The organism is Actinophytocola sp. KF-1, assembly GCF_054661535.1.
On the sequence record NZ_BAAFVK010000003.1, the window covers coordinates 394,346 to 417,270 of the forward strand.

Sequence of the window (22,925 nt, forward strand, 5' to 3'; positions counted from 1 at the left end):
GCTCCCCGTCGGCGGTAGCGTTCCCGGCATGGCATCCGCACCCCGGCTCACGCTCAACGATCTGCCGCCGGCCGCACGGGCGATCGCGTCAGCGACGACCGACGGGATCGCGGCCGCGCAGGTCGGCGACACGGCCGCGTTCGACGACGCCTGCAGCCGCCTCCTGCTCGCCGACCCCGAGCACGTGCGCGTCATCCTCGGCGACACCGTTCGGCTCCTGCTCGAGGAGGTGCTCCCGGACGGTCTGGACGGCGACGACCTCCGCGAGATCATCCACCGCAGCGCCCGGTCGGCGGCGCCGTGGTTCCCCGGTGTCGACCCCGGCGTGATGGTCGTCGTTCTCAGCAGCGCGCTCGGGATCCACCCGGACACCCCGCCGGAGCCCAGCGCCGGGGAGTGGCCGCCGGAACTGGACGACCCGTGGGACGCGGTGCCACCACGACCGTCGGCGTCCGCGGTCACCCAGCACGCCGTCATCCTCCTCGCCGACCTGCTGGCTGTGCGCGGCCGCCCGGTGCGCGGCTACTTGGAGGCCGCGTTCACCGAAATGGCACGACGGGAAACCGTCGAGCAGCCCTGAGCCGCACCGCCCGCATCACCGACACGGACGGCCAGAGCGGTCGGCCCGGGACGTGCGACGCCGTGGTCACGTCCCGGCCGGGGTGTTCAGCGCGTCCCGGATCGCGGACAGGAAGGCCGCCGCGCCGGCGCCGTTGACCATGCGGTGGTCGTAGGCCAGGCCCAGGTCGGTCACCGCCCTCGTGCGCGGGGTTCCTGTGGGGGTCAGGACGACCTCCTCGTGGACGTCGGCCAGGGACAGGGCGCAGGTGACGCCCGGCGGGATGATCGGCTGGGCCATCACCACACCGGGGCTGTTGTTGAGTGCCACCAGGAGGTTCATGCCCGTCAGGTCGTCCTCGCGGAGGGTGGTGCGGAGGGCCTTCATGCGCAGCTCCGCCAAGGAATCCGCGATGTCGCTGACCGACGACGTCGACGCGTCGCGGATGACCGGCGTGTACAGACCGGTGCCCACGTCCACCGTCACGCCCACCGCGGGGGCGTCGGACTCGTGGACGAGACCGTCGGGGGTGCGGGTGGCGAAGACGTGCGGGTGGGTCTCGTGCAGGCCGGCGACCGCCTTGATCAGGAGTGCCGCCAGGTCGACGGCGGCGCCGGTCTGCTCGGTGAGCAGGCGGGTCCTGGCCAGCGCCGTGTCCACGTCCACGCGCAGCACCGTGAAGGCCGCCGGGATGTCGCGGTGGGACGCCGTCACGACCTCCGCGACCCGGCGCTGGGTCGGGGGCAGCGGGTGGCCCTCGGCGCGGCGCGGGAGTTCGGGCGGGGCGTCAGGTGGGGTGCCGGTGTCGAGCGTCAGGTGGCCGATGGCGGCGCCCGGTGCGCAGTCGGTGCCCGCCGCCACCGCGTGCCGGAGTGTGCCTGCCCGCTCGGCCGTCACCTCCTCGGTCGCCTTGGACGTCTCGACCACCGCCACCGGGTCACCCGCCGCCACCGCGGTCCCGTCGGCGACCAGCCACTCCACGAGCTCGTAGGTCGCGTCGTTGTTGTTCAGCTTCGGGACCCGGACGGCGCCTGCCGCCACCGGCTCGGCCGCCACCGGCACGTCCCGGGGTGCGGTGTCCGCCAGCAGACGGGTCCGGATGGTGCCGGCGCCCACCAGCACCTCGTTCTCCAGGTGTGGTGCGGCCGGGATGACGCGGTCCGCGGAGTTGATCAACCGGACGGGACCGGAGAGCAGGTGCCACGCCGTGTCGTACAGCCTGGTCGCCACCTCCGCGCCCCACGTGCCGCCCGCCGTGCTCTCCTCCACGACCCAGACCGCGGCCGCCCCGGCCACGAGCTCGGTCAGGTCCGCCACCGCGACCGGGTACAGGCGGGACGGGACCAGCACCTCGACGTCGCGGCCCTGGTCGAGCAGCGACCCGGCCGCCTCCAGCGCCCGGTGTGCCACCCCGCCGGGTGCGATCAGCAGCACCGGCGGACCGGACGCGCCCGGGACGTGGACGCGCGCCCAGTTCCCGCCCTCGCCGATCAGCTCGAAGCGGAAGCGGCCGTCCACCTCCCCGTCGCGGAACATCCGCCGGGTGTAGAGGACCTTGTCCTCGAACAGCAGGCACGGCCGTTCCGCGGCGATGGCGGCCGCCAGGACGTCCGCCGCGTCGTGGAACGGGGAGAGCTCGTACAGCGCGAGGTTCGGGATGCCGATGAAGTGCTTCTGCACGCTCTGGCTGTGCGTGGCGCCGTACCCCCGCCCGCCGCCCACGGGGCAGCGGACGACCACGCGCATCGGGACGTGGGTGCCGTACATGGTGACCGACTTGGTGGCGAAGTTCAGGATCTGGTCGAACGCCAGGCCCGCGAAGTCACCGAACATGATCTCGACGACCACCGTGTCGCCGCACAGCGCGAGACCGCTCGCGACGCCGACCACGCCGTTCTCGCTGAGCGGGGTGGACAGCACCCGGCCGGGGTACGCGGTGGACAGGCCCTTGGTGACGCGGAACGCGCCGCCGTACGGGTCGGCCACGTCCTCGCCCAGCAGGAACACCCGCTCGTCCCGCGCGAACAGGCCGTGCAGCGCGCGGTTCAGGTTCTCCGCCACCCGTTCTGCACGCGCGCCCTGGCCGGTCACCGCGCGCTCCCCGCAGCGAGCGGGCGGGCGAGGACCGCCGACACCACGGCGTCCACGCGCTGCCGGGCGCGCTCGTCCGCCGCCGCGAACTGCGCGGGGAAGTGGCGGGCGTAGCCGGTGAGCCAGTCCTGCGCCCACAGCCTGCCGACCTCCTCGGCCGGGCGGGTGTCGTCGCCCTTGCTGTGGGGGCCGAGCCGGGTGGTGTGAACCACCAGCACGTGCGGGGCGTGGCTGTCGCGGACGCGGGCCACGTGTGGCGCGGCCTCGGCGCGGATCGTGGTGATGTCGGTGGAGTCCGTCTCGCTGACGCTGACGCCGAAGGCGGCGGCGCGAGCGGGGATGGTGCCCGCGAGCTGGTGTTCGGTCGGCGTGGACTGGGCGATGCGGTTGTGCTCGACGACCACGAGCAGCGGTACCCGCCACAGCGCCGCCATGTTGAGCGCCTCGTACACCGCGCCCTCGCCCCAGGTGCCGTCGCCGATGTACGCGGCGGCGATCCGCGCCTGCCGGGTGTGCTTGTAGTGCAGCGCGACCCCGACCGCGGCGGGCACGCTCTCGCCCTGCACGCCCGTGGACAGGAAGCGGTCGCGACGCAGGTGCTGGCTGCCGCCGACCCCGCCGCACACGCCGCCCTCGCGACCCGTCAGCTCGGCCAGCAGACCTTCCGGGTCGGCGCAGTGCGCGAGGTAGTGGCCGTGGCCGCGGTGGTTGCTGAACACGAAGTCCCCGGCCAGCAACGGCGCGAGCGCCACCGGCACGTACTCCTGGCCGAGGCAGGTGTGCGTGGTGCCGCCGACCTCACCCGCGGCGAACAACCGCAGCACCTGCTCCTCGAAGCGCCGGATCAGCACCGCGAGGTCGAGGTCGTCGTCGGGTAATCGGCCGGGCGGGACGCTCATTCGGCGACGTCCCTGCCGCGCAGGAACTCGCTCAGGTCCCCCACCGACCGGATGGCCCGGATCTCCCTGGGGGTGAAGGACACCCGGTACGCGTCCTCCACGGCCGCGACGATCTGCAGGTGCTTCAGGCTCACCCACTGGGCGGTGGTGGCGGGCCCGGTGTCGGGACTGATCTCGGCGACGGGGATCTCGAGCACGTCGGCGACGAGCTGCGCGAGCCGACTCGGCATCGACACCCCTCTTCCGTGGCAGGACCGGGCGTGATCGTAGGCAGCGGCGACGCCGCCGTGTCAAGACAGCAACCGGCCGATCAGACCTCCAGAACCGTGCAGGCCCAGTGCATCCCGCGGCCCATCGACACCAGCGCCACCTTGTCCCCGGGCCGCAGCTCGCCGGCGGCGACGTGCCTGCTAAGGCAGAACAGCTGGTCGGCGGCGCCGAGGTGGCCGTGCCGGGCGGCCAGGTCCCGGTTCGTGCGTGACAACGGGACGCCGAACGCCTCGGCGAGGGAGGTCATCGCGCGGGCGTTGTCGTTCACCAGGACCAGTCGCGCCAGGTCCGCGACGGTGACGCCGGCCCGTGCGCACGCGCGCTCGGTGACGCGCACGGCCCGCTCGTCGAGCTCGCGTGCGAAGCCCTGGAAGACCTCGGCGTCGTAGTCGAAGAACTCCATGACGTCCCAGACGTCCCGCACGCGCGGCGGCTCGTCCGCGGCCGACCCGTCGAACGGAGCGGCGGCGCCGCCCTCGTCCATCCGGTAGAAGCGCGCGTACCGGCCGTCCGTGGCCACCTCCGTGGCCAGCCACCGCAGGGACGGGTGGTCGCGCCTCGCCACGACCCCGACCGCGCCGTCGGAGAACACCATCGGCTGGACGTCCATCCGGTTCCAGTACGCCTCGCAGGTGCGGTTCGCCGCGACGACCAGCGCGGTGCGGTAGCCGGGGTGGGTGGCGAACCGGCCCGCGACGGTGTCGAGGCTGACCACGCCGGTGGTGCAGGCCTGGGTGAGCAGCACCGCTTCGGCCCCCGTCGCGCCGAGGCGGTGGCACAGCTCGGCGGCGGCGTCCCAGTACAGGTACTCGACGACGTCGGTGACCGCCAGGACCACCAGGTCCACCTCGGCGGCCGGGACGTCGGCGGCCGTCAGTGCCGACGTACCGGCCGCCACCGCCAGGTCGGTGAGGCCGGTCTCCGGCGGGCACCGGTGCACCGTCTCGTAGCCGTGACCGAGGACCCGGTGCACGTCGTCGGTGTACTCGGCGACCACGTCGGCCACCGCGGCCGGTTCGCCGAGCGCCTCCCCGAAGGAGACCAGTCCGAAGCTCATGCTGCCTATCATGACGCGGTGATCGACGAGCACCGCACCGAGTTGCCGGGGACGGGGTGGCAGGTGTGGCGCTCGGCGCTGGTCCGGTCGGCCGGCTTCCCGGTGACGGGCATGGCCCGGTTCGCCGCCCCGGCCCTGGCCGAGGTCGCCGACCGGTTCCTGGACGGGGCCGCCACTGCGGAGGAACTGCGCACGGCGTTCGAGGCCGCCGCCCGCGCCCTGACCGCCGCGGTCCACGACACCGCCGCCGATCCCGCGTTCCGCACCGCGCTGACGTGGCAGAACGCGGGCGCGCTGAGCGCGGTGGCCAGTGTGCTGCGGGACGGCCGGGACGCGGTCCGCACCGAGCGCAGGCGGCGCACCCGCGAGGACCTCGTCGCGCGGTACTGGCAGCGGTACTGCCTGAAGAACGACACCGTCGGTTTCTTCGGCCCGATGTGCTGGGGCGAGATCGGCACCGGTGAGCAGGCCGTGTCCGCGACACCGGGCCCGGGTCTGGTGCGCGCGCGCCACGTGTTCTTCGAGTGGTGGGCGCTGGTCGCGATCAGCGAGCGGATCGCGGCGGACCCGCGGGTCGCGCCGTGGTTGCCGGTGCGGCTCCAGCCGCACCTCACGGTCCGCGGCGCCGACCTGCTGGCCCCGCACCGGCCGCCGCAGCCGCTGTCCCCGCCCACCGCGCGGCTGCTGGCCCTGGCGGCCCGGCGGTGCCGGGTGGCCGACCTCGTCACCGACCTGGTGACCGGCATCGGCACCGACAACGACACCGGGTTCCGGCGTGCCGCGGACGTGCACGTCCAACTCACCGAGCTGGTCACCCGCGGGGTGCTCCGGGTCGGCTTCGACCTGCCGATGGACCTCTCCGCCGAGGACGCGCTGCGGGCACAGCTCGCCGACGTCGACGACGAGGACGCGCGTGCCTGGGCGTTCGGCGAGCTGGACGCGCTGTCCGCCCGCCGCGACGCGGTGCGGGACGCGGCCGGTCCGGAGGAGCTGGCGACCGCCATGGCCGCGCTCGACGAGCGGTTCACCGCGCTGACCGGGCAGCCCGCCCGCCGCCGCCCCGGCGAGCCCTACGCCGGCCGGACGCTGTGCCACCTGGACACCACGCGGGACCTCGACATCGCCTTCGGCAGCGAGGTGCTGCGGCGGCTCACCCCGCTGGAGCCGCTGCTGCGTTCCGCGCGCTGGCTGACCGCGGCGATCGGGAACGCCTACCAGCACGCGCTGCGCGGCCTGTACGCCGACCTGACCGCCGGGACCGGTGCCGAGGAGGTCCCGCTCGCCGACCTCTGGGGCCTCGCCCAGGGCGTGGTGTTCGGCGCGGGCTCCCCCGCCGCCGCGGTGACCGAGGACTTCCTCGCTCGCTGGCGCGGCGTGCTGGGGCTGGCGGACGTCCCGCCCGGCACGCGGGAACTGCGGCTGTCCACCGCCGAGCTGGGCGAGCGGGTGGCCGCCGTCTTCCCCGCCGACGCACCCGGCTGGGCGGGCGCCCGCGTGCACAGCCCGGACCTGCAGCTCTGCGCGACCGACCGGGAAGCGCTGGCGCGCGGCGAGTTCACCGTCGTGCTCGGCGAGCTGCACATCGCGATGCCCGCGTTCGACACCCACTTCTTCGCGCTGGGCCACGGGGATCCGGCCGCGCTGCTCGCCGCCATGGCAGAGGACCTGCCCGACGGGCGGGTCCGGCTGCTGCTGCCCGCCGACTGGCCGCGCCACTCGGCCAGGAACGCCGAGTGGCTGCACGGGCCGCGCGACGTGCAGCTGGGGTTCGTGCCCGCGCCCGGCGCGGACCCCGGCAGGCTGGTGCCGGTCACCGCGCTCACCGTCGGCCCCGGGCCGCACGGCCTGCGGGTGCGCGCGGACGACGGGCGGCAGTGGCCGGTCCTCGACGTGTTCGCCCAGCTCTTCGACTACCAGGCGTGGGACACCTGGAAGCTCGCGGGCACGGCCGGGCACACCCCCCGGGTCACCGTCGACGGTCTGGTGCTCGTCCGGGAGACCTGGCGGGCCACGGTCGGCGAGACCGGGCTGGCGGGCGTGACCGGCGACCGGGACCGCTACCTCGCGGTCCGCTCCTGGCGCCGGGCGCTCGGGCTGCCCGAGCAGGTGTTCGTCCGCGTCGACACCGAGCTCAAGCCCTGCTTCCTCGACCTGACCAGTCCGGTCTACACCCGGCTGCTGTGCACGCTGCTGCGGTCCGCCCGCGCGAAGGCGGGCGACGGCGCGGTCCTGACGGTCACGGAGCCGCTGCCGGGCCCCGGCGACGCCTGGCTCACCGACGCGGCCGGCGACCGGTACACCTCGGAGCTGCGCCTGCAGATCCGCGACCCCGCGCTACCGCTCCCCCGGTGACCACACGGCCGCGTCGGCGGGGGCGTCGGGGGTCAGGACGTCCAGCAGCCGGAGCCGCCGGAACCGGTACGCCCCGAGCGCCACCACCGCCAGCACCAGCCCCGCCACGATCATCGCGAACGCGAGCCCCCGGCCGGGCCCGGTGCCGATGACGGCGCCGACCGACCCGGCGAGCGCGCCACCCGGGGCGAACAGCGGCTCCAGGAACGCTCCGCTCGCGGGCACCAGGACGGCGAACCCGAGCGGCAGCGTCGCCCACGTCAGCGTCTGGATCGTCGCGAGGACCCGGCCGTGGAACCGTTGCGGCACCTTCACCTGGATGATCGACAGGTAGATGCCGTTGTGCAGGCCGAGTCCGAGACCGATGCCGAAGCTGCCGGCCGCGACCAGCAGCAGCTCGGGGCGCAGGCCGCTCAGCACGAGGCAGCACGCGACGCCGAAGGCGATGCCGATGATCGCGGGCATGCGGTGGCGGGTCGGGCCGCCCCACACGGCGATCACCAGCCCGCCGAGGACCGTGCCGGCGGCCTCCGCGAACGCCACCTGGCCGACCTGTCCCATCGTGCCGAACGCCAGCACCAGCGGCGGCACCAGCAACAGCGTGGACAGGCACAGGTTGTAGAGGGTGAAGAACCCGAGCATGGCGCGGAAACCGCGGTCGGCCCACGCCATCCGCACGCCGCCTGCCAGCTCCGCGAGGAAGGTCTCCTTGCGGCGGCGGCCCATCAGCGCCGGGAACCGCACCGCGGCGAGCACGCCGAGCGCGAACAGGTAGCTCACGATGTCGATCAGCAGCACGCCGGTCAGCCCGACCGCCGCCAGCAGACCGGCGGCCAGCAGCGGCACCGCGAGCGCGGACATGCCGCTCGCGAGCTGCGCGATGCCGTTCGCGTGGCCCAGGTACCGCTTGGGCATCACCTGCGGGATCGCGGCGAGGTAGGCGATGCGCTGGAAGACCGACGCCGCGCCGAGGACCGAGACGAGCACGTACACCGTGCCGAGGGAGTACCCGCCGGTCCACAGCAACACCGCCAGCAGGCCCTCGACCCCCGCGGACACCAGGCAGGCGAGGATCAGCACCCTGCGCCGGTCGTAGCGGTCCGCGACCGCGCCCGCGACCGGCAGGGTCAGCAGCGCGGGCAGGTACGCGATCAGCCCGGCCAGGCCGAACCACAGCAGCGAGCCGGTCGTCAGGTACACCCACACCGGCACCGCCCACTGCGTCAGCGCCGACCCGGTGAGCGAGATGAGCTGTCCCGCGGCGACCGCGAGGAACCGGCGCACCCCCGGCTGGACGTCCCCGGCGGGCGCGGTGGCGGTGTCCCCCGGCCTGCTGACCGCGGCGAGCCGCCAGCGCTCCCCGGCGGGCGCCGGGCCGTCCAGCTCCCGGTGGGTGCGCGTGACGATCTCCGCTAGCTCCTCGGCGCGGTGGTTGACGAAGTAGTGGCCCGCCTCGTCGAGCACCACCAGCGCGGTGGTCCCGCCGAGGAAGCCCCACTCCCGGTACCGCTCCTCGTGGTACTCGGTGAGCACGTCGTGGCTGCCGACCACCGAGATCACCGGGGCGCGCACGTCGACGGGCGGCTCGTCGAGCCAGCGCGTGAACACCTCCGCGCCGACGGCGGCCTCCCGCCGGACGTGGTGCACGAAGCGGTCCACCTGCGCCGGGTCCATGTCGCCGAGCTCGGCGCCGATGGACCGCAGGAAGTTCTCGTACCCCCGGTCGGCGCCGCGCTCGTCCACCCAGTCGACGAGGCGGCCGAGCAGCCCGCCGGGACGGGCGGTCGGGAACACCCCGCCCGCGTAGACCGCCTCGAGCGGGCGGCCCAGCGCCTCCAGCTCCCGCGCGATGCCCGCCAGCAGCGCCCCGCCGACGCAGTGGCCGTACAGCACCAGCGGACCGCGCACCCGCTCCTGGATCTCGGCGACGCACCGCGCCACCAGCTCGTCGAAGGGCAGTTCCTCGTCGGCCACGCCCACGTCGTGGCCGGGGATCGCCACCGAGTACAGCGAGTGCCCGGCAGGCAGGGCCTCGGCCAGGGGCTGGAAGACCGTCGCGAGCCCGCCGCCGTAGGGCACGCACACGTACGAGCACACCCGCCGCTCCGGGTCCACCGGCGGGGTCAGCTCGTACAGCAGCGGCCGCTCGCCGCGGTCGGGTCCGTCGGCGATGGCGGCGAGCCCGCGGACCGTCGGGTGGCCGAACAGGTCCATCACGGCGATCCCGGTGATGCCGTGGGCGTCCCGCAGGCGGGCCAGGACGGCGATGGCGAGCAGGGAGTGGCCGCCGAGGTCGAAGAAGTCGTCGTCGAGACCGACGGAGGTGACCCCGAGCACGTCCTGCCACACGCTCGCGACCACGCGCTGGGTGGCGGTCTCCGGCGCCGCGGTGCTCTCGGTGCGCACCGCGGGCGCCGGCAGCGCAGCGCGGTCGAGCTTCCCGTTGGGGGACAACGGGAGCGCGTCGAGGGTGACGAACGCCGAGGGCACCATGTACTCCGGCAGCCTGCGCCGCAGCGCCTCCCGCAGCTCGGTGACCGCCGCGTCGCCGGTGAGGTAGGCGACGAGCCGCTGCTCGCGCACGACCACGACGGCGGCGCCGACGCCGGGTTGTTCGCGGAGCACCGCCGCGATCTCCCCGGGCTCGATCCGCAGTCCGCGCAGCTTCACCTGGTCGTCGGCGCGGCCGAGGAACTCGAGCGTTCCGTCCGGCCGCCACCGGGCCACGTCACCGGTGGCGTACAGCCTGCCGCCCGGCGGCCCGAACGGGTCGGGCACGAAGCGTTCCGCGGTGAGCGCCGGGCGGCCGTGGTAGCCGCGGGCGACCTGCACGCCGCCCAGGTACAGCTGCCCCGCGACGCCCACGGGCACGGGTCGCAGGCGTTCGTCGAGGACGTAGGTGCGCACGCCGGTGATCGGTGCGCCGATCGGCACCCGGGACACCGAGGACAGCGCGGCGGGGGTGCAGTGCCAGGCGGTCACGTCGACGGCGGCTTCGGTGGGACCGTAGAGGTTGTGCAGTTCGGCGCCGGGGAGCAGCGCGACGCACCGCCGCGCGAGGTCCAGGGGGAGTTCCTCGCCGCTGCACACGATCCGCGCCAGGGCGGGGAGGTCCCCGGCACCGGCGGCGGACAGGAACGCGTCCAACATGGACGGTACGAAGTGGACAGTGGTGACGCGGTGCCGCGCCATGACCTCCCACAGGTGACCGGGATCGCGGTGGCCACCGGGCCGGGCCAGCACCACGCGAGCGCCGGTGGTCAGCGGCCAGAAGATCTCCCACACCGAGACGTCGAACCCGATCGGCGTCTTGTGCAGGACGGTGTCGTCCGGGCCGAGCGCGAACGCGTCCTGCATCCAGCGCAGGCGGTTCACGATGCCGGCGTGGGTGTTGACCACACCCTTGGGCCGCCCGGTCGACCCGGAGGTGTAGATGACGTAGGCGGCGTTCCCCGGCCCGGCGGGTCGCGGTGCCGCCTCCACAGCGTCCACATCGGACAGTGGCAGCGCGGTGGCTGGTACGTCCGCGCCGGACGGCAGCCCGTCGGTCAGGACGAGCGGCGCGCCCGCGTCGGCGAGCATGAACGCCAGCCGCTCCGCCGGGAGGTCCGGGTCGAGCGGCAGGTACGCGGCGCCCGCCTTGAGCACGCCGAGCAGGCCGGCCACCAGCGCCGTGGACCGCGGCGCGTGCACGGCGACGACGGTCTCCGGACCCGCGCCGTGAGCGGCCAGTCTGCGCGCCACGGCGCAGGCGGCCGCGTCCAGCTCGGCGTAGGTGAGCGCGCCGTCCTCGTCGACGACCGCGACGGCGCCGGGCGTCCGGCGGGCCTGTGCCGCCACCAGGTCGTGGAGCGTCGTGTCCGCTGGGAAACCGCCGGTGGCGTTCCACGCCACCACGACCCGCGCCAGCTCCTCCGGCGCGGCCACCGGCAGGTCGCCGACCCGCACGTCCGGGTCGGTGACGGCGGCGGTGAGCAGCCGCAGGTAGCGGTCGGCCATGGCCTGCGCGGTGGCGTCGTCGAACAGCGCGGTGTCGTACTCGAGCCGCACCTCGGTGCCCGCGACCTCCAGCGCCAGGTCGTCGGCGGCGACGCCGAACGCGGAGCCGCGGCCGGTGGGCAGGTGGTTGAACGTGATCTGGTACAGCGGCGGCACACCGGGCGCACGGCCGGGCGCGAGGTCCTCGACCAGCTTCTGGAACGGCATGTCCTGGTGCTCCCAGGCGTCCAGGACGGTCCGGCGGACGCGGCGGACCAGCTCGCGGAACGGCGGGTCCCCGGACACGTCGATCCGCAGCACCAGCACGTTGACGAACATGCCGAGCAACGGCTGTGCCTCGGCGCGGTCCCGGCCGGCGACCGGCAGGCCGATGACGATGTCGTCCCCGCCGCCCTGGCGGTGCAGCGTGGCCGCGAACGCGGACAGCAGCACCATGAACGGGCTGGCCGCCACCGCGCCGGCCAGCTCCGGCAGCGCCGCCCACACCCGCGACGGCACCTCGCGCCGCGCGTCCGCGCCCGCGAACGCACGCACGGCGGGCCGGGGGTGGTCGGTGGCGAGGGAGTGCACGGCGGGCAGCCCGGCCAGCGTGTCCCGCCAGTACGCCAGCAGCTCCGCCATCCGCGGGGTGCCGTCCCCGAGCCGCTCCCGTTCCCAGACGGCGTGGTCCGCGTACTGGACGGGCAGGTCGGGCAGTCGTGGTGCGCGGCGCTCGACGGCGGCCGTGCACAGCTCGAGCACCTCGGCACGCAGGTTGAGCAGCGCCGTGCCGTCGACGACGGCGTGGTGCGCGACGAGCAGCAGCCACCACGTGGTCTCGTCGAGGCGCAGCAGCCGGGCCCGCCACAGCGGGAAGCCGTCGACGGGCAGGTCGGCGCGGGCGTACCCGGCGATCGCGTCGGTGCACGCCGTCGCCCTGGCCTCGTCGGTCATGCCGGTCAGGTCCGTCACCGGCAGCTCCACCGCCAGGGCGGGGTGGACGACCTGGCTGAGTCGGCCGTCCTCGACCCGCAGTGCGGTGCGCAGCGTCTCGTGCCGGTCCACCACCTCGGCCAGCGCGGTGCGGGCGGTCCCGGCGTCGGCGCCCGGCGGCAGGATGATCCGGTCGACGACGTTGAACAGCGGTCGTCCCGCGCTGAGCTGGTCGGTGAACCAGACGCGTTCCTGCGCGTAGGAGGCCGGGACGACGAACAGGTCGTCCGCCTCGGCCGGTGCGGCGCCCGCCTCGACCTCGGTCACGACCGCCGCCCCGGGCGCGCGAGGCGCGGGATCGGCGTCTCCTCGGCGGTGGGCGCGGCGGGGGTGGTGCGGAGCCGCTCGATGCGAGCGGTCATCGTGGCGACGGTCGGGGCGTCGAAGAGCGCGCGCATGGACAGCCGGACCCCGACCGCCTGCCGGATCCGCAGCACGAGCTGGGCCGCGACGAGCGAGGTGCCCCCCGCGGCGAAGAAGTCGTCGTGCGGACCGACGTCCGCCACGCCGAGCACCTCGGCCCAGATCCGCGCGACGGTCCCCTGCAGGTCCTCCCCCGCCGCGGCGCTCGTGTCCACTGTGGCCGTGCCGGTGCCGAGCTGTGCCGCGACCTCCTGCTCGTGCTCGACGACCGCGGCGACCGGGTACGCCCCGATCGCGACCTCGGGTCCGCGGCCCGCGGCGAGCACCCGGTGCAGTGCCGCGACCGCGTCGGCCGGGGCGATGCCGTCCTGGTCGGGCAGCCCGGGTTCGCGCCACACGCCCCAGTCGACGGCCAGCACCCTGGTGCGCCAGCCGGGACCGCGGCGGGCGTGGGCGCCCAGGAACGCGTTCGCGGCGCAGTCGTCCATCCGGCCGAGGCCACCCGCGTGGGCGCTGACCGACGAGCACAGCACGGCGAAGTCCAGCGCCATGTCCCCGAACACGGCGCCGAGGGCGAGGGCCCCCACCACCTTCGGTGCCAGCTCGGCCGCCGCCTCCGCCCGGCGGTCACCCGCGACGACGCCGGTCTCGGGGCGGCGGGCGGCGTGCACGATGCCGTCCAGACCGCCGAGGGCGGCCTCGATCTCCGCGCGGACCTCCCGCAGGCGGGCCACGTCGGTGACGTCGGCCGCGACGTGCAGCACCTGCGCACCCGCGCGTTCGAGGCGGTCGACGGCCGCGATGGCGTGCAGGACGGGGCCGGCGTGCCCGTTGCCGTCGGGGGCGGCGAGCCACCGGGCCCACTCGGCGCGGGGCGGCAGCGCGGTCCGGGACAGCAGCACGAGCCGCGCGCCGTGCCCGGCCAACTGCTCCGCGATGGCGGTGCCGATCCTGCCGAGCCCACCGGTGATCAGGTAGCGGCCACCCGGGCGGACCGGCGGCGCGGCCGAGGGCAGGCCGACCGCGTCGAACCCGCGGTGCCAGCGCCTGCCCCGGCGCAGGGCCACCTGCGCGGGGCGCTCCGCCACGCACAGTTCGGCCGCCAGCGCGTCCGCCGCCGACGGGTCGCCGGTGGCGATGTCGGTCCACCGGACCGTGCTCCCCTGCCGTTCGAGCGGCAGCACCCGGACGACCCCGGCGAGCGTCGCGTGCTCGGGCCGCAGCAGGTCGCCGCCGAGCACGTCCTCGGTGTCGGCGGTGACCACGTCGACCCGCACCGGCGTGCCGGGCAGCGCCTCGGCGAGGGCGAGGAGGCTGAGATAGCCCAGCCGCTGGGCGGCCAGCACCGCGCCGGCGTCGTCCCCGGCGGGTTCGCCGGCCAGCGCCCAGGCGTGCACGACGTGGTCGGGCAGGCCGGGTCCCGCGCCGAGCGCGGCCAGCAGCCGCGTGCAGTCCGCTGGTTCCGCGGGCCGGATCCGGTACCCGTCGGGCCCGGCGGCGAACTCCGTGCCGGGCACCACGACCGTCACGGCGGTCCCGGCGTCGCGCATCCGGCCGACCAGCGCGTGGCCGCGGTCGTCGGCGGCGAACACCAGGCAGTGCCGGGGTGGTGGCCCGGCGACGGTGTCGGGCAGCTGGTGCCAGACCGGCACCTCGACCACCGTCTCCTGCCCGGTGGCCGCCGGCGCCGCCGCCGCGGGCCGCTCCTGCTCGGGGGCCGGGTCGACCCAGTGCCGGGTGCGTTCGTACGGGTAACCCGGGAGGGGGACGCGCCGCGCACCGCCGGCCACGCCCCGGTGGACCGGCACGCCCGCCACCCACAGCCCGCCGACCGCGTCCAGGCACGTCTGCTGGTCGGTGAGCCGCTCGTTCGCGGCGGGCAGGCTGCGCAGCGGGGCGCGGGCGCCGGCGGGCAGGTTCGTCCGCGCGAGGCCTGCGAGCTGCCTGCCCGGTCCGCACTCCAGCAGCAGCCAGTCCGCCGGGTCGTCACGCACGAGATCCGCCACCGAGGCGCCGAAGCGAACCGGGCCGCACAGCTGGTCCACCCAGTAGGCCGGGTCGGTGGCCTGTTCGGCGGTCACCGGCGCGGCGGTGAGGTTGGACCAGAACGGCACCTGCGGCGCCCGCAGCGCCACGCCGTCGAGGACCGCGCGGAACTCGGCACGCACGGGGTCGAGCACCGGTGAGTGCACGGCGTGGGTGGTGCGCAGCAGCGTGCAGCCGACCCCGCGTGCCCGCAGGGTCTCCTCGAACGCCGCGACGGGCTCCGGCGCACCGGCCACCACGCAGGTCCTGGGCCCGTTCACCACCGCGATCGAGACGCCGTCGGGCAACCAGGCGGCCACCTCGTCCGCGCCGTGCTGCACGGCGAGCATGCGTCCCGGCGGCGCCGCCTCGACCAGCCGTCCCCGCGCGGCCACCACCCGCAGCGCGCCGGGCAGGTCGAACACCCCGGCCACCGTGGCCGCGACGTACTCGCCGACGGAGTGACCGATCATCCCGGCAGGCCGCACCCCCCAGTGCTGCCACAGCACGGCCAGCGCGTACGCCACGGTGAACAGCGCGGGTTGCTGGTGGGCCGGCTCCTCGAGCCACGCGTCCACGTCCGGGCCGGTGGCCGACAACCCCTGCCGCAAGTCGTCCCCGAGGACGTCGGCGCACTCGTCGACCGCCCGCGCGAACACCGGCTCGCTCGCGTACAGGTGGGCCCCCATGCCCGCGTACTGCGCGCCCTGCCCGGGGAACAGGAACGCCACGCGTGGTGCCGTCGCCGCGTCACCGGTGACGCGGCGCTTCTTGTCGGTCAGCGCGGCGGCGGCGGCCCGGAGGTCCGCGGCGACCACGGCCGCCCGGTGCCGGTAGGCGGGCCTGCCGTCCGCCAGGGTGCCCGCGACGTCGCGCAGGTCCAGGCCGGGGTGCGCGGTGAGGTGCGCGGCGAGGCGCGTGCAGGCGGCGGTGAGCGCGGTCGGGGTGGCCGCGGAGACCTGGAGCAACTGGGGCCCGGCCGCCGCGGGTTCCGCCGACGGGGCCCTCGACGGCGCCTCCTCCAGGACCACGTGCACGTTGGTGCCGCCGAGGCCCAGCGAGTTGACCCCGGCCCGGCGCGGTGTCGTCCCGTCCGCCTCCCAGGCGGTGAGCGTCGAGACCACGTAGTACGGGCTCGCCGCGAAGTCGATCTCCGGGTTGGGGCGTTCGAAGCCCGCGGTCGGCGGGATCACCCCGTGCTCCATGGCGAGCACGGCCTTGATCAGCCCGATCACGCCGCCCGCCTGGCTGAGGTGGCCGATGTTCGACTTGACCGACCCGATGCCGCACCAGCCGCGTTCCCCGGTGCCGTCGCCGTACGCGGCGGACAGCGCGGCGACCTCGATCGAGTCACCGAGCACGGTGCCGGTGCCGTGCGCCTCGACGTAGCCGACCGTGCGCGGGTCGATCCCCGCGACGGCGAGCGCCTGCACGACCACCTCGAGCTGCCCGCCGACGCTCGGTGCGGTGAAGCCCGCCTTCGTGGCGCCGTCGTTGTTGACGGCGTTGCCGATGATCAGCCCGCGGATCGTGTCGCCGTCGGCCTGGGCGTCGGCGAGCCGCTTGAGCACGACGACGCCGACGCCGCTGCCGTACACGGTGCCGTCCGCGCGGGCGTCGAACGGCCTGCAGTGCCCGGCGAGGGAGGTGTAGCCCTCGTCGGCGACATACCCGGCGCGGTGCGGCAGTTCCACGCACACCCCGCCGGCCAGCGCCGCGTCGCACTCGCCCGCCCGCAGCGCCTCCGCGGCCAGGTGCACCGCCACCAGCGAGGACGAGCACGCGGTGTGCACGGCGAGGCTGGGTCCCCGCAGGTTCAGCCGGTAGGACACGGTGCTCGCCAGGTAGTCGGGCTTGTTGGCCAGCCCGATCCGCATGTCCCCGGCCGCGGCCACCACCCGCGGGTTCCGCCGGACGTTGAGCCAGTGGTACAGGTCGGTGTTGGTGCCCGCGTACACGCCCACCTCACCCGGGTAGCGGGCCGGGTCGCAGCCCGCGTCGAGCAGCGCGGCGTGCGCGTGCTCGAGGAACAGGCGCTGCTGCGGGTCGGCCAGGTCCGCTTCCTGCGCGGTCATGCCGAACAGCACCGGGTCGAAGTACTCCAGCCGGTCGAGCACGCAGGACACCGGGACGAACGCGGGGTCGTCCAGCACGGCGTCGGGGACGCCGAGGGCGGCCTGCTCGGCGCGGTCGAACACGGTCCTCGACTCGACGCCGTCGACGAGGTTGCGCCAGAACGCCTCGACCGAGTCGGCGCCGGGCACCTGGAGGCTGATGCCGACGATCGCGATCGGCTCCACTGCGTCGTCGGTCACCGCGGTGCTCCCTCTGGGTCGGCCGGATCGCGCACCTGCAGCCGCAGCTCGCTCACGTAGCGGCGGCCCCGCGCGTCGGGCAGCCACGCCTGCCCGGGTTCCGGCAGCGGCTCGGTGACCACCACCGGCACGTCGCCGCCACCCGCGCGGTGCGCGGCGCGCACCATCAGGCACAGCCGCGACGCGTACAGCGGACTGGTGAGGTCGACGTACGTGGGTTTGAGCTCGGTGGCGACGCGCACGAACACGCGGTCCGGCAGGCCGAGGTCCCTTCGCCAGCGGCGCACCGCGAGGTAGCGGCGGGCGGGGTCGGTGCCCTCGGCAAGGCCGGTCGCGGCGACCGTGGTCCGCCACGTCTCGCGGGCGAGCACGAGCCTGCCGACGGTGACCCGCGGCGTGTGCGGGCGGTCGGTCATGACCTTGAACGCCTCCGCGGCGTGCATGGCGACCAGTGCCGAGAACGCCTCGACGACGGGCCAGCGGTGGCCGTCGGGCGCGGTGACGACCAGCTCGCCGCCCACCTCGGACACGGTGGCCGCGGTCGCGGGCAGCAGCCGGGCCCGGTCGGCGCCCGGCGCGTCGGCGAAGGCCAGCTCCCGGTCGGCCGGCCCGGCCAGCGACGGCACCAGCCGTCCGCCGGTGCGGGGGTAGTCCGGCGGGTACAGCGGCCGCAGCCGGTGCGGCCCGAGGTCGGCCGCCAGCGCCGCGCGCAGGGCCGCGACGTCCGGGTGGCCGCCGGTGAACAGCGCGCCGTCGAAGGTGGGCCAGGCGGCGTGCAGCTCGCCGAGGACGGCCAGGACGTCGCCGCGTGCCACCGCGTCGGCCGAGTCGGCGCACAGCTGCAGGTCGGGGCTGTGGATCCGCCCGGCACTCCAGCCGGGGCGCGTCGCCGGGAACTCGGCGGCGACCCGTGGTGCCAGCTCCTCGGCGGTGAACGTCAACCGGGCCGTGCCCTCGGGCGTGCCCGCGAGCCCGAGCACCCGGTCCCAGCGGGCCGCGAAGTCCCGCGCCACCGCGTCGAGCGGCCGGTCACCGCTGCCGAACAACGGGCCCTGCGCGAGGAACCACAGGTCGGCGAGCCGTACCGGCCCGCCGTCGGCCGCCAGCTCGGCGTGCAGCTCACCCAGCGCGTCGCGGTACGCGGCGGCGAGGGCACCGGTGAGCCAGCGCGCCGCCCGCAGCGGCAGCGCGAGCGCCGGGGCCAGCGCGTCGAGCAGCCCGGAGCCGATGGTGACGTCCAGGTCGCGGACCGTTTCCTCGTGGCAGAGCGCCCGGCCGGCGTACGGCTGCCCGGCGCGGCGCCGGGGCGCCTTCCCGGTGAGCGCGGTGAACTCGGCGTCGAGCCCGGACAGCGCGGTGGTGAGCGCGGCCGCGTCACCGGCCGCCTCCGCGACCCGGGTCCTGGCGGCCGACAACCGCGCCAGCCCGGCCAGTGCCCGGTCGCGGACCTCGGGCTCGCCGATCGCGGCCAGCTTCGCGGCCAGCACCTGCTCCGCGTCGAAGCCCTGCGGCAGGTCGAGGTCCCAGCGCAGCAGGTGGCGGTCGACGAGGTTGGCCAGCAGCAGGTACCCGTCCGCGGGTTTGCGCACGCCCCCGCCGGGGTCCGCCTCGCCGTCCCGCAGGAACTCCTCGACGAGGGCGCGGGCCGTGCGGGTGCCGTCACACCGGCGCAGGAGCCGGGCCTCGGTGACCGACACGGGCGCCGGGGGCTGTGCGGGGCGCAGCACCGCGCGGTCGGTGACGGTCAGGTGCGGCGGCAGGACCGGCGCGAGCCACGGCCGCACCTCCGGGTCCGCCGCGACCCGGTCGGCGTACGCGGCGAGCGCCCAGTACTCGAGGTAGAGCCTGCGGTCGCGGACCAGACCGGGACCGGGGCGCGCGCACACGCCCGCCTGCCCTGGCTCGACCGTGCCCCAGCACACCGGGCCGAAGAACCCGATCGTCTCGGTCTTGGCGACGTAGCGCTGCCAGTACCCGGCGACCACGTTCTCCCGCTCCCGGCGCCGCACGTTGCGCGGGCCGGCGGGCCCGGCGGCCACGAGCCCGTCCAGCGCCACCAGGACACCCGGGTTCTGCCAGGCCACGGCCTCCCGGAACAGCGGGTCGGCGGCGATCGCGCACACGTGCGCCGCCGCGGCGCCGACCGCCTCGGCGTGGGCCTTGGCGAAGACGTCCTCGCCGACCTCGCCGGCCAGGTGCCGGTCGGCCGTGGCCGCGCAGTCGGGTGCCGCGAAGCGGGCGAGCCCGTCGGCCGGGAACCCGGCGCTGCGCACGAGCACGTCGCGCCACACCGACCAGCCGGTGTCCCCGAGCGGGACCAGGTGGGTCATGCCGGGCCTCCGGCCCGCCCCGGCTGTCCCCGCCGGGACCGCGCCCGCCGGACCGCGCCCCGGCTCGCCGCCTTGGCCACCGCCGGGTCCCTGGCCACGTCGCCGTTGCCGTCGTGCTCGGCGGCGTCGAGGTGTGCGGCGAGCGTGCGCACGGTCGGGTGGCGGAACAGGTCCATCACCCGCAGGTCGCCGCCGAGCACCCGGTTGACCCGCCGCTGCACCGCGGCCGCGGTCAGCGACGTGCCGCCGACGTCGAAGAAGTTGTCGGTGGCCCCGACGCCGGTCACGCCCAGCACCTCGCGCCACACGGCGGCCACCGCCCGTTCGGTCGGGGTGGCGGGCGCCACGGTGCCGAGACTGCCCCGGACGGCACGCGGCATCGCCCGCTCGACGCCGTCGAGCACGCCGTCACGCGGAACCGGCTCGGCACCCGGCAGGTCACGCACCGGCGTGTCCGGGTCGGCGACACCCGCGGCCACGACCCGCTGGACCGCGTCCAGCACGGCCGCCATCCGCGCGTGGTCGTAGACGTCGGTGCTGTAGAGGATCTCCAGCCGCAGGCGGCCGTCCCGTTCGACGCCGTAGAGGGTGAGGTCGAACGGCGAGCCGGGCGCGGTCACCGGGACGGGTTCACTCGCCACTCCGGGCAGCTCCAGCCGCGGCGCGGGGAAGGTGTACATGTTGAACAGCACCTGCACCAGCGGATTGCGGTCCAGCCTGCCGCCCAGGCCCAGCCCGTCGACGATCCGCTCCAGCGGCGCCTCCGGGTGGGCGAGCGCGGCCAGCAGCTCGTCCCGGGCGGCGCGGACGTGCCGGGCGAACCCCGCCTCGCCCGAGCACCGCAGCCGCAGCGGCGCGATGTCGATGAAGAACCCGACCATGCGCTCGAAGTCGGCGTGCCTGCGGTCCACCGCCGGGGTGCCGACCACGAGGTCGGGCAGCCCGCTCTGCCAGGACAGGACCAGGCCGAACGCGGCGAGCAGCACCGCGGCCGGGGTGGCGCCGAGCCGGGCGGCGAGGGCCGCGACCTCGGCGGTGCGGGTGGTGTCGAGCGCCGCGGTGACCGACGCGCTGGTGTAGGTCTGCTCGGCGGGCCGCACCCGCGAGCTGGGCAGCTGGAGCACCGCGGGCACGCCGGTGAGGTGGTCGACCCACCACGCCAGGTCCTCCGCGCCGCGCCGGGTGCTCCGGTCGGCGCGCCACGCCACGTAGTCGCCGTAGGTGGCGGGCAGTCCGGGCAGGTCGGCGGGCGCGCCGGTCCGGGCACGCGTGTAGGCGGCGGCCAGGTCGTCGTAGAGCAGCGCCTGCGACCAGCCGTCGAACACGGCGTGGTGGGCGTGGACGGCGAGGACGTGGTCCTCGGGCCCGAGCCGGTACAGCTCCGCCCGCCACAGCGTGTCGGTGGCGAGGTCGAACGGCCGCGCGACCCCGGCCGCGAGCAGCGCGGGCAGCTCCTCCGCCCGCGCGGGGACGACGGGCAGCGGTACCGGACCAGGCGGGTCGACGACGGCGTGCGGCCTGCCGTCGATGTCGGGGATGCGCCAGCGCAGCACCTCCTGGCGGGCGGCGACGGCGGCGAGCGCGACCGTCAACGCCGCGATGTCGAGTGGCCCGGTGAGTCGTTCCGCCAGCACCGCGTTGTAGGCCGCGCCCGCGGCGGCGGAGTAGCGGTCGAGGAACCACAGCCGCCGCTGCGCCGGGGACAGCGCGGGCGGGCGCCCGCGCACGGGTGGTTCGGTGCCTGCCGGCGCCGCGGCCCCGGCCTTGGCGGCGATCCCGCGCAGCGTGCGGCCGGTCAGCACGTCCTCGATCGCCACGTCGCGGCGCAGCCGGGCGCGCAGGTCGGTCACGAGCCGCATCGCGGTGATCGAGTGGCCCCCGCAGGAGAAGAAGTCGGTGTCGCGGTCCTCGGGCGGTGCGCCCAGCACGGCGGCCCAGCCGTCGGCGACCTGGGCCTCGACGGCGGTGGCGGGCGGCACCGGTGCCTGCCGCGCGGCCGGGGCCGCGGCGACCAGCTCGCGGACCTTCGCGAAGTCGACCTTGCCGTTGGCGTTCACCGGCAGCTCGGCGAGGACGTGGATCCGTGCCGGGACCGACGCGTCGGCGAGCCGTCGCGCGCAGTGGCCGCGCAGCTCGGCAGCGTCGACGGCCCGGCCGTCCGCGCCGCCGCTGACGTAGGCGACCAGTTCCGGTCCGGGGAGCGCCTCGACCGCGGCGTGGCGCACGCCGGGGTGCCCGCGCAGCACCGCCTCGACCTCACCCAGCTCGATGCGCTGGCCGCGGATCTTGATCTGCCGGTCGATGCGCCCGAGGAACTCCAGGTTGCCGTCCGGGAGCCGGCGGGCGAGGTCGCCGGTGCGGTAGAGCCGGGCGCCGGGCTCGCCGGAGAACGGGTCGGGCACGAACCGGGCGGCGGTGCGGGCCGGGTCACCGAGGTAGCCCCGCGCGAGACCGGGACCGCCGGTCAGCACCTCCCCCGGGGTGCCGTCGGGCACCTCGCGCAGCTCGGCGTCCACGACGTGCACGCTGTGGTTCGTGGCCGGGACACCGATGGGCAGCGGCCGTTCCCAGTGACCGCTCGCTTCGAACCAGGTCACGAGCACGGTCGCCTCGGTCGGGCCGTACACGCTGAAGAACCGCCGCCCGCCCGCGGTCCACCGCTCCACCTGCTCGGGCCCGGGTGCCTCGCCACCGGTCATGATCAACCGCACGTCGGGCAGGAGGGCCGGGTCCGCCACCGGCAGCAGCGCCGCGGGCAGGTACACCGTGTTGACGGCGTGGTCGGCGCAGAACCGGTGCAGCCGGGTGGGGTCGGCGCGGTGCGCGGCGCTCGCCAGCGCGACCGTCCCGCCCGCGGCGAGCGGCGCCAGGAGGTCGATGACCGAGGCGTCGAAGCTGATCGTGGCGAACCCGAGGGACCGGGTGTCGTGGTTCAGCCCGGCGAACGCGGCGAAGCTGGTGACGAACTCGGTGATGCCCCGGTGCTCGAGCACGGCCCCCTTGGGCCTGCCCGTGGAGCCCGACGTGAACAGCACGAAGGCGGTGGTGCCGAGCGTGGCGGGCCCGGACAGGTAGGGCGCCGGGTGCGCGGGCAGGGGCACCACCTCGACGTCCCCGCCGAACGGGTACTCCCCCACCACGGTCGTGAGCCCGGCCTCCTCCGCCATGGCCCGCAGCCGCTCGGGTGGGAGCGCCGGATCCAGGGGCACGCAGCCCGCGCCGGCGGCGAGCACGCCCAGCAGGGCGGCGGCCAGTTCCGGGCGGCGGTCCAGGCACACCCCGACCAGGTCGTCCGCGCGGACACCCCGCGCACGCAGAGCCGCGGCGACCGCGCCCGTGGCGCCGAGCAGGTCGCGGTAGGTCAGGCGGTGGTCGCCCTGTTCGACCGCCACCGCGTCCGGGCGCAGCCGCGCCTGGTCGGCGACGAGGTCGTGCAGGCACCGGCCGGGGTAGGCGAGCCGGGGACCGAACGCCGGTCCCGCCGGGTGCACCACACCGGTCGGTCCGGGGCCAGTCCGCTCACGCACGGTCGGAATCTACCTTCCCGAATGCGCGTTCCCGCTGGCTCGATTGGATCAAATTTCCGCCACATTTCACGCAGAACGGGCCGGGTGGGGCCATTTGGCTGATTGATCTCCCTTCCCTTTTCCTGGTCGTGTGTCCTGGTGCGCACCACCCCGGCCTCACCGGCCC

General features: G+C 75.8%; 10 protein-coding genes. 2 read left to right on the plus strand and 8 right to left on the minus strand.

The window, feature by feature from the left end; genetic code table 11:
* The first annotated feature begins 28 nt into the window (after positions 1-28).
* Positions 29-580, plus strand: a complete 552-nt coding sequence (locus ACYQ77_RS11740) for a hypothetical protein (protein WP_459710270.1) — start codon at positions 29-31, stop codon at positions 578-580.
* Positions 581-646: 66 nt separating this feature from the next.
* Here ACYQ77_RS11740 and ACYQ77_RS11745 read toward each other — a convergent pair whose 3' ends face one another.
* From ACYQ77_RS11745 to ACYQ77_RS11760, 4 genes are all read right to left on the minus strand, one after another.
* Positions 647-2,650 (minus strand): 2-oxo acid dehydrogenase subunit E2, encoded by a 2,004-nt coding sequence (locus ACYQ77_RS11745; RefSeq protein ID WP_459710272.1) that lies wholly within the window; start codon positions 2,648-2,650, stop codon positions 647-649.
* Positions 2,647-3,549, minus strand: coding sequence for a thiamine pyrophosphate-dependent dehydrogenase E1 component subunit alpha (locus ACYQ77_RS11750; protein ID WP_459710274.1), 903 nt, complete (start codon positions 3,547-3,549; stop codon positions 2,647-2,649). Before ACYQ77_RS11750 ends, ACYQ77_RS11745 begins: the two co-directional genes overlap by 4 nt.
* Positions 3,546-3,779, minus strand: coding sequence for an acyl carrier protein (locus ACYQ77_RS11755; RefSeq protein ID WP_459710275.1), 234 nt, complete (start codon positions 3,777-3,779; stop codon positions 3,546-3,548). Before ACYQ77_RS11755 ends, ACYQ77_RS11750 begins: the two co-directional genes overlap by 4 nt.
* Positions 3,780-3,859: 80 nt before the next feature.
* The gene (locus tag ACYQ77_RS11760) at positions 3,860-4,876 is read right to left on the minus strand and encodes a 3-oxoacyl-ACP synthase III family protein (protein WP_459710277.1); all 1,017 of its coding nucleotides are present in this window, start codon (positions 4,874-4,876) and stop codon (positions 3,860-3,862) included.
* Between the two features lie 18 nt (positions 4,877-4,894).
* On the opposite strand from ACYQ77_RS11760, the gene ACYQ77_RS11765 reads away from it, so the two are divergent.
* On the plus strand, positions 4,895-7,228 hold the full coding sequence (locus tag ACYQ77_RS11765; protein WP_459710279.1) for a lantibiotic dehydratase: 2,334 nt from the start codon (positions 4,895-4,897) through the stop codon (positions 7,226-7,228).
* Here the strand turns inward: ACYQ77_RS11765 and ACYQ77_RS11770 are convergent.
* Genes ACYQ77_RS11770 through ACYQ77_RS11785 form a run of 4 tightly spaced genes read right to left on the minus strand, consistent with a single transcriptional unit; the run spans position 7,211 to position 22,759 of the window.
* Positions 7,211-12,466: a non-ribosomal peptide synthetase/MFS transporter gene (locus tag ACYQ77_RS11770; RefSeq protein ID WP_459710281.1), complete on the minus strand. Its 5,256-nt coding sequence runs from the start codon at positions 12,464-12,466 to the stop codon at positions 7,211-7,213. The two genes, ACYQ77_RS11765 and ACYQ77_RS11770, sit on opposite strands and share 18 nt — an antisense overlap.
* On the minus strand, positions 12,463-16,902 hold the full coding sequence (locus ACYQ77_RS11775; RefSeq protein ID WP_459710283.1) for a type I polyketide synthase: 4,440 nt from the start codon (positions 16,900-16,902) through the stop codon (positions 12,463-12,465). The genes ACYQ77_RS11770 and ACYQ77_RS11775 overlap by 4 nt, the downstream gene beginning before the upstream one ends.
* Positions 16,899-19,232 (minus strand): lantibiotic dehydratase, encoded by a 2,334-nt coding sequence (locus ACYQ77_RS11780; RefSeq protein WP_459710285.1) that lies wholly within the window; start codon positions 19,230-19,232, stop codon positions 16,899-16,901. The genes ACYQ77_RS11775 and ACYQ77_RS11780 overlap by 4 nt, the downstream gene beginning before the upstream one ends.
* Positions 19,229-22,759: an amino acid adenylation domain-containing protein gene (locus tag ACYQ77_RS11785; RefSeq protein WP_459710287.1), complete on the minus strand. Its 3,531-nt coding sequence runs from the start codon at positions 22,757-22,759 to the stop codon at positions 19,229-19,231. Before ACYQ77_RS11785 ends, ACYQ77_RS11780 begins: the two co-directional genes overlap by 4 nt.
* Positions 22,760-22,925 lie beyond the last annotated feature (166 nt).

Bases quoted from the DNA above. Each gene is read 5' to 3' on its own strand.
- ACYQ77_RS11780 (WP_459710285.1), bottom strand. From the start codon at position 19,232: ATGACCCACCTGGTCCCGCTCGGGGACACCGGCTGGTCGGTGTGGCGC.
- ACYQ77_RS11760 (WP_459710277.1), bottom strand. From the start codon at position 4,876: ATGAGCTTCGGACTGGTCTCCTTCGGGGAGGCGCTCGGCGAACCGGCC.
- ACYQ77_RS11740 (WP_459710270.1), top strand. From the start codon at position 29: ATGGCATCCGCACCCCGGCTCACGCTCAACGATCTGCCGCCGGCCGCA.
- ACYQ77_RS11750 (WP_459710274.1), bottom strand. From the start codon at position 3,549: ATGAGCGTCCCGCCCGGCCGATTACCCGACGACGACCTCGACCTCGCG.
- ACYQ77_RS11755 (WP_459710275.1), bottom strand. From the start codon at position 3,779: ATGCCGAGTCGGCTCGCGCAGCTCGTCGCCGACGTGCTCGAGATCCCC.